This window comes from Roseibium album (assembly GCF_001404515.1).
Lineage (GTDB): Bacteria > Pseudomonadota > Alphaproteobacteria > Rhizobiales > Stappiaceae > Roseibium > Roseibium album.
This window is the reverse complement of record NZ_CXWE01000001.1, coordinates 1,190,146-1,198,566: the sequence shown is the minus strand read 5'-3', so window position 1 is coordinate 1,198,566 and position 8,421 is coordinate 1,190,146. Positions and strand designations below refer to the sequence as shown.

Below are 8,421 nucleotides of genomic sequence, written 5' to 3'. Positions count from 1 at the left end.
TCGGCTGCCTGGGCGGTGGTAGCGGTAGCAGCAGCTGCTACGCCGAGCATCAAGCCCTTGAGTTTCATTTCTGACCTCCAAAAGTCAATTTCAATTCAGAGCCTTGAACTACCGGATTTTCGGCCTGCCGGGCTCTGTCCCCGCGATTTCTCTGAAAAATAGACCAAAACAACGTTACGTGATCCATTTCTACTGACGATTACTCGCCATCGCACCAATGGTAAAACCAAATTTGCGCTCAACCGGCAAGCGCAAAACAACTCCAGAGCTCACAACTGTTACGCGCTGTGCTTTTTTAGTAACATTGTTTTTACTGGCTTTTTCTCGATTATATATGAAAATCGAAACAAATTTTCTCATATTGAACCCTGGTTACACACATCAAATCAACCAATGAATGTATAACCTATGGTTGAATTTAAAAGATTAAGAAAATAATCAATTCATATAAATAATTGCATAATAGTTTTTCGACTCTTAAAATTACAATCTATTCGATTTTTACATGTATAAACTCCAAATTAATCTAATTATACTTAAGTTTAAAAAATGACTCTGAGTCAGATTAAGTATTCTCTTATAACGCGAGTTGCAAGTAGCAAAAAATACACTCCTTTTCTCGATCCGGCACCTGGCGCCAAATCCGCTTCCAACCAAGCAGCAGGCCCGAAAATGCAGAGGACGCGTCGAATCGAGTCTCGAATTTTCGATAAAATCGTTTTAATACAATTACTTATTTGATCTTCACGGAAACGCTTGCGCTTTTTCCGCTGGCGTCCTTGACCGTCACATTTGCAAATCCGGGTGACTCCGGCTGCCAGATCAGTTGTCGTTGAGTAGAATCGGTTTGGAACGGGGCTCCGTTGACAAGAACCGCATAGGGTGCAACGCCACCTTTGAATTTGACAACGAGCGGTTGGGAAAATTGCCGTCCTTCTTCCGACGGCTTCAGCCCCAGGTGCAGTTCCGCACCATCCGGTGGATACGAAATCAGCAGTCTGTCTTCCTGGCGGGGTACACTCCGATTTCCAGATGTTCTGGCATATTGGAGCGGTAGCGGTACATCTCCGGCAAGTGCGGCAGCGACATTAGGCGGGTGTGGAGGAAATGGCACGCGTGCTATACTCAGTTTTTGAAAGACTTCAAAAAGAATCGGTACAGAAGTCTTTTGTCCTGTCTGCCCCGGCACCGGTGATCCGTCTGGCCGTCCGACCCATACGGCGGCAACGTATTTTCCGTCGAACCCGAGCGCCCACGCATCACGATATCCATATGAAGTCCCGGTCTTGTAGGCAATATGCTGAGTCTCGGAGCCTTGAAGCTGTGGCATCCCGACCAGAATGTCGCTCACCATGACTGCCGCCTTTGCCGAAAGCACCTTTTGAGATTGCTGTTGCGGCCCCTGCGGAAGACATGACACCCGGCAATGCCTGAATTCGATCGGTTGGCCGCCCCGCGCCAGGGCTCCGTAAGCCTGCGCAAGGTCCTTCAGCGACAAACCCAGTCCACCGAGACTGATCGCCAATCCCGCTGGCTTGCCTTTTTCCAGAACCGGCCGGGCGCCCGCCCGTTTCAAACGCGCCAGCAGCCGCGCTGGTCCAACTGCTTCCAGTAACTGGACAGCCGGCGTGTTCAGGGAAAGCTGCAAAGCTTCTCGCAGTGTCACCGTCCCCTGGTAAGCGCGGTCGAAATTGGTTGGCTGATAACCCCCTATATTGGTCGGTCGATCCCTGATCAGGCTTTGCGGGACCCCAACGCCTTCTTCAAATGCAAGCCCGTAGATGAATGGCTTCAGTGTCGAACCGGGTGAACGCACTGCCCGGGTCATGTCGATATGACCCAATCGCGCTTCGTCCAACAGGTCCGGTGCGCCGAGCCGAGCTACAATTTCACCGCTGCGGTGGTCCGCCACGATGATTGCAAGGGAAACCGGCACCGGAAAGCTGTTGGCGCGCGTTCGTGCGAGTGCTTCCAGAGCCGACTGCAGGTCCTTGTCGATCGTCAGGTGATGTACAGCCCGCTTTGGAGCCATGATTCGCACGTGGCGGCTTTCATGGGCAGCAACCAGCGGCATATTGTTGCGCCGTGTCCGCACGGGTTCCGCTGAGGCCGAAGCAGCTTCGGCCGGTGAAATAACGCCAGCGACAACTGCTCTGGCAAGAACCCTGTTGCGTGCTTTTCGGGCCCGGTCAGGAAAGCGGTCCGGCCGACGAGCTTCCGGGCTTTGAGGCAGCGCAACCAGAAGCGCGGCCTCGGCCACCGTCAAGCGCCCTGGCTCCTTGCCGAACCAGGTCAGGCTTGCCGCACGGACCCCTTCCAGGTTGCCGCCGAAGGGTGCTCTCAACACGTAAAGCCGGAGAATGTCCTCCTTGGAATAAGTCTGTTCGAGCTTCACGGCCTTCAGGACCTGCTCATACTTGCGCCGAGCACTTCTTGTCGGTGCTTCATCCAGCAGCCGTGCGACCTGCATTGTCAGCGTCGAACCACCGGAAACGATGCGGCCGTGCCGAACACCCTGCAAAATCGACCGGATCAGGGCACGCGCATCAACGCCGTCATGCTCAAAGAACCGTTTGTCTTCGAATGAAAGCAGCATCTGAACATAGAGTGGATCGATCTCGTCAAGCTCAACCGGTAGCCGCCATTTCTCATCGCGACTGGTAAACGCCCTGAGCAAACGATCTTCACGGTCAAGAACGACGACCGAAAGCGGCAAATCAGAAATTTGTGGTGGCGGCGCAAGGGCCTTGAAGTCAGAGAGTACTTTCCAGCCTCCAGCTCCCAGGAATGTGCAAAGGCAAACTCCGGCGATCGCCATCGATCGCCGGTTTCCTTGCCAGAACTGCCGCAACCGGATTACCATTTCCAGTGTTACCGGGTCGGGCCCAGAACGTTGAAGCGGCCAGTTTCCGTGATCGCACGACGGTCAGGCCGGTACATGTCCTCAACCGAGGCCGGTGGATGAGCGAATGCGCCGGGTATCGCTGCACGTGCCAGATACGCAAACGTCAGTTCCTGGCCACCCTGCCGGGTCTGATCAACGGCAACCTCGAACCTGTCATCGTAAAAGGCAGCATGCTGCGGGGAGTCTATGGTTGACAGGAAGGAAAGCCCCCCAAGGTCACCGGAGCGCACCAGTCTCGGATTGTCGATGTCGAGACCTGCCGGCAACCGGTCGACAACCATCAGCCGTCCTGGCTGATCTGTCAGTGCACGCACGGTGAGAACAACGGCGAGACGTGTATTGACCGGGACTGCCGACGGATCCACCAGATTGCCGTCCAGATCGTAGATCCGGCGCTCGACTGAGTAATCCTTGCCGCCGGCCGGCTCCGGTGTAACCGGCTGCCCGACAACAGAAACGAGAAGATCTGTCGCTGCCGCGCCGTTATTTGTCACCTGAACCGGCACTCCTTCCAGTTCGCTGCCACTGAACGCCCATGCCAGTCGGCCTGGGGTTTCTGCGCCGCCGACTGATATCCGGGCCTCGTCCGCTGACTCGTTTAGTGCCTGCGCCGCAAGAAGCAGCCACGCCATGTCCTGTGTTGATCGGTTCGACGTTCTGCTCTGCGCAGCCTTCAACCTGTCAACCGCGTCTTCTTCCAGCTGCGTTCCGGCCGAGGCAGAAACGATGTAATCTGTTACGCCCGCGCTGTCGCGCAACGAAGAACCATAGTCACTGCGGTAGGTCTGGTTCTTTTCCCGAGGCAAAGCATTGAGAGCTGCGGTAAATCCGGTTGCGGCCCGTTCCCTCTCGCCGTAAAGCGCAAGTCCTGCGGCAACCTGCGCCTTGGCAAGCGGTGTCGCAAAGCTTTGCAGCTTCGCATCCAGGTAGTAGCGCAGATCGCCCATCGACGCGCGACCGTTTCTTGCAAGCACATACAGCGCGTAGGCAATTCCCTCACCACCGTCCTGAAAGTCGGATGCATAGGCCATCCGGTTCTCCAGATTGTCCAGTGCCGTGGTAAACGCGAGGTCCGGGACCCGGTATCCCTTCTCCCGGGCGCGGGTCAGGAAGTCGGTCACATAGGCGTCTAGCCAGGTGTCACCATCGCCAAAGCTGTTCCAAAGGCCAAATTCACCTGAAGAGGACTGGTTGGCGAGCACAGCCGAAATGGCCTTGACCACCCGACCCCTGATCGCGTCGTCACCGCCAAGCCCTGCCGCTTCGGCGACTTCGCTCAAATAGAGCAACGGCAAGGCCCGGCTCGTGGTCTGCTCGGTGCAGCCGTATGGATACCGGTCGAGCGCGGCCAACAAGCCGGCAACGTCAATGCTGGCAGCACCGCCCGCCGTGAGCGTGACATCAACGGTTTGCGCCCTCAATCCGTCGAAACTGTCAGCGCTCAGGCTCAGGTTGTCTCCGGATGCGAGCTGGAAGGACGACCTTCGCACGACATTGGGTTGCGTGTCCCTGATCTCAAGCCCGATTCGCTTGACGGTGCTCTCACCGTCCGGACCCGTAAGCGACGCAACGACTTCACTGTCTGATGGATCGGAACCGGCGCTGACCGGCAGCAGTGCAAGAACCTTCTTGCCCTTTTCAATCTCGAATGAACGGACTTGCCTTGGAGCATTGTCGATCGACAACCCTTCACCAGCAGTGACCTCCAGTTCATAGGTTCCGGTCTCACCGTCCACATTGTCGATTTCGATCGCGAGACGCGAACTGTCCCCGGGAGCGAGGAACGCGGGTGCACTTGCCGTCATCACGACGGGCGACCTGACTTCCACTTCCTGATCGGCATGGCCTACGCCGTCAGGCGTCCAGGCAACGGCCATCAACCTGAGTGCACCATTGAAGGCTGGAACATCGAACGAAACCGTCGCATTTCCATCTGAATCGACGTTCACGAGCCCCGAAAACAGAGCGACCGGCTCCTCGTCGGGCGGCGGGGAATCAAGTCTGAGTGACATGGCATCACCGCCGGACCGGATCCTTCCCAAAGTACCGGCCATCCGGTCGATCAGCTGTCCGTAAAGATCCCTGATATCCGTTCCGAGCCGGCGCTGGCCAAAATACCAGGCATCCGGGTCCGGTGTCTTGAAATTTGTCAGATTCAAAATGCCGACATCAACGGCCGCGACAGTCAGATAGGCCTCGGTACCAGGCTGAAGATTGGCAAGCCTGACCGGAACCTCAAGTGTGGTTTCCGGCAGGATCCGTCCCGGTGCAGACAACTCGACATCAATCACGCGATCGCCCGGATCCACCTTAAGCCAGGACAGTCCGATTGCCCGCGAGGGCATGCGTTTCTGGTCGATATCCATGGGGCGGTAGAGGCTCGCGGTGACATAGGCACCCGCGCCCCATTCGTCGCTGACGGGAAGCTCGATTTCGGTTTCTTCCGCAGACACTTCAATGGTGCGGCTCGCAAGAAGACCACCCGAGACAACGTTCACCACCGCAATCCCGGCCATCTGCGGCTTCAGCCGCAACTTCGCCGTCTCACCAGGCCGATAGCTTGCCTTGTCCAGTCCGACGTCGAGATAGTCCGGCGTTTCGGATGACGCGTCCGCGGAGTACCAGCCAGCATTGAACGAAACACTTGTCGAGGTCTGAAGCGAACCGCTCCCCTTTACATCGAGCCTGTATTCACCCCATTCCACCGGCAGGGACAGTTCGGCGGGTTTCGCCGCTTCAATGCTCACTTCACCGCTGGCCACCCGCTCTGATGTGGTTATCGGCTCAAAGGACCAGCGTCCGTCAAGACGGTACCACTGGTATCTCCGGCTGACCTTGGAAAGTGTCCATGACAAGTCGTCCGCGTCCAGCTGCTCGCCGTCCGCACCGATGACAATCAGGGAAAAGGCAGCAGGTCCGCCCTCATCAACACCGCCATCGAATGCCGGTCTGATACCGATACGTGGCCCATCCAGGGCAACCGGCAGGTCAAGATCGCGTTCAACATAGCGTCCACCCGCCTCGACCAGACGTGCAACCAGTTCAGCGTCATACAGGGTCGTCGTCTCGGGCAGGGTCGGCAGGGTCACGTCAAAAGAGAGTTTGCCATCCTCGTCCGTTTTCAGACCTGACGGGATCGCACCGCGCTGGGAATAGGTCTCTTCATTCTCCAGTCCGAACAGATACCCCTGATAGGCCTTGAGCGTGCGAACGGGGCGCACGATGACATCGCCTTCCAGAGTCTGGCCGCTGGCGGGAGAACCGTAGAGAAACTTCGCCTCCAGCGTAATCGATGTCGGAGATGTCTGACTGAAGGCTGTCGCTCGGGTTTCCAGCTCGAAATCGACCCTTTCAGGTCGATAATCTTCCACAAGGAAAGTCTCCTGCGCGAGCGCTCCTCCCTTGGGATCGGCGAAGACCTGCCAGGACCAGATCCCCTGTTGCACGGTCCCGCCAAGATCGAGATCCTGCAAATGACCACCAAGACCGCTATCGGTCACGGTATAACGGGCATGTTCCACGCCGTCGGGACGGCTGAAAACAAATGTCAGCGGAAAGTCTTCCTGTGCCATTGCCTTCGAATTGCGAAGGAGAGCCTGGGCGTGAACCGTTTCGCCGGCCTTGTAGATCCCACGGTCAGTCCAGGCAAAGACATCCAGTGGTCCCGGCGCAGGCCTGCCTTCAACCCCGCGGTCGGAAAGATCGAATGCGGGTTTGCGCAGATCGAGGAACGAATAGTCTCCCTCCCCGGTCTCGGCGATGAGAACTCCCGGTGCAGATCCACCGCGACCACGCGTCAGGCCGGCTGCAAACTCGGCGAAGCCCTCCGCGTTTGTCGTGGTCTCACCGAGCACTTCATTGTTCACCGCCAGAAGCCTGACGGTAATGCCATCAAGCGATTTTGCTGTTGAGAGAGAACGGATATTCGCTGCAATGCCGCTGTCGCCTGTAAGTGCGGTCAATCCGAGGTCCGACACCAGGAACCACTGTGTGGCAAGTGTGCCCCAACGGTTCTGCAAATCGAGTTTGGAGCGCGCCGTCATGGCATAGACACCGGGCTTCAGTTCGATCCCGGTATCGGAAACGGGGAACGCCGTAGTGACGTCCTGGTTCAGCGTGTTTTCGGTTTCGAGAATTCCGGACCAGACCTTTTCGCCAAGCTCGTCCTCGATCTGATCTGCCTTCCACGAATCGAGCTGACGCAGGAAACGGTTGTCGCGCAGAACGTCCGCGACAGACCGGTTACCGACGCGATAAATCACGGTTTCAACCTCGGTGCTGTTTACCGACACGATCGGAATGGTTGGATTGCCACCTGAGGGGAGAACGTAAGAGCGGCTGAGGAAATGGACCGATGGCGCACGATCCTTCACGTAGATCGACAATTCAGCCGTCTTTTCAAGCTTTTCGCCATCGGCGGCCGGCAAGCCACTGCGGGCTGTGACCTGATAGCGGGCTCCGTGCTCCAGACCGTCGGCACAGATCTGGTTCCCCTCGGTTTCGACCGAGACCGAGCCGGAACCCTTGACCGTGACATAAGGCCCGAGGTCTTCGCCCAGAGAGAGCTTTTGCGAAAAGGTCAGACAGATTCTGGGAGAGACGCTGTCCGAATCAACCTGATGATCGACGATACGAAAGCCATGCTGTGCAACAAGGCCGTCGTAACGGCGACGCAGGTCCGGATTTTCCTCGAGTGCGAGCGAGGCGCGCAGTGCCTTGATCGCCGGTTTGAATTCGTTGCGGCGTTCCAGCGCCCGTCCGAGCAGATCAAGTGCAAATGCCCTCTCCTGCGAATTGATCGCCTTCAGATAGGCATTGATGGCAGCGGATACCGCGTTTTTCTGCTTGGTTTCCCGTTCCTGCCAGTTATCCGGATTTTGAAGCAGCAATGCTGCTGTCAGGCTTGTCCAGTCGTTGAAGTCGCCAGGTTCCAGAACGATCAACTGGACAAAGTCCGCCTCGGCGAGCGCTCCATTGCGATTGTTCAGCGCTGCAATCCCGTTGCGGCGCAGCTGTTCCACCGTTTGTGCCGTCGAGCGGCCGGAATTGGCGATGCTTTGCGTGTAGGTTGCCGCGGTTTCCAATTGCGAACCGGGCAGAAACGCCAGTTCCGCTTTCCTGTCCGCGCTCAGATCTGCGCGTGGCGCCCTGACTTCAACCACCCTGCCTGCAATGGCGCCAGCGAAACTCTGGAGTTCGCCGAAATCCGATTTCAAAAAGCACCAGCCGGCCGACGTGTTGAACGTAAAGGCGCGGCACTGATTGTCAGTCAGACAGGCCGCCTTGCAGCCCTCCAGATCAACATCCTTCACGGTTCGGTAGTCACTTCCGAAGAAGTCGGCGTCATCGATCGTCACGATGCGCCGGTCCTGCGCAACTGCAGGCATTGCCAGTATGGCAGCCACTCCTGCAACCAGAATCGGACGGAAAATCCTAGATTTTCGGCTGTTCCGATGCGCTGTTTTTGAATAAACGGATTTGAAAACTTTGGAAAAAAGAAACATGGCCTGTCCTCC

At 57.0% G+C, this 8,421-nt stretch carries 3 protein-coding genes; all 3 read right to left on the bottom strand.

The genetic code is table 11. The annotated features are described in order from the left end of the window. Positions 1-189: 189 nt before the first annotated feature. The 3 genes from LA5095_RS32645 to LA5095_RS05280 all read right to left on the bottom strand — a co-directional run bounded on the left by LA5095_RS32645 (position 190) and on the right by LA5095_RS05280 (position 8,310). Positions 190-360 carry a hypothetical protein gene (locus LA5095_RS32645; protein WP_158510343.1) on the bottom strand — a complete coding sequence of 57 codons (171 nt, stop codon included), beginning with the start codon at positions 358-360 and terminating at the stop codon, positions 190-192. Between the two features lie 373 nt (positions 361-733). Further along, positions 734-2,818 carry a penicillin-binding protein 1C gene (pbpC, locus tag LA5095_RS05285; RefSeq protein WP_055112820.1) on the bottom strand — a complete coding sequence of 695 codons (2,085 nt, stop codon included), beginning with the start codon at positions 2,816-2,818 and terminating at the stop codon, positions 734-736. Positions 2,819-2,871: 53 nt separating this feature from the next. Further along, positions 2,872-8,310, bottom strand: coding sequence for an alpha-2-macroglobulin family protein (locus LA5095_RS05280; protein ID WP_208992542.1), 5,439 nt, complete (start codon positions 8,308-8,310; stop codon positions 2,872-2,874). Positions 8,311-8,421: the final 111 nt, after the last annotated feature.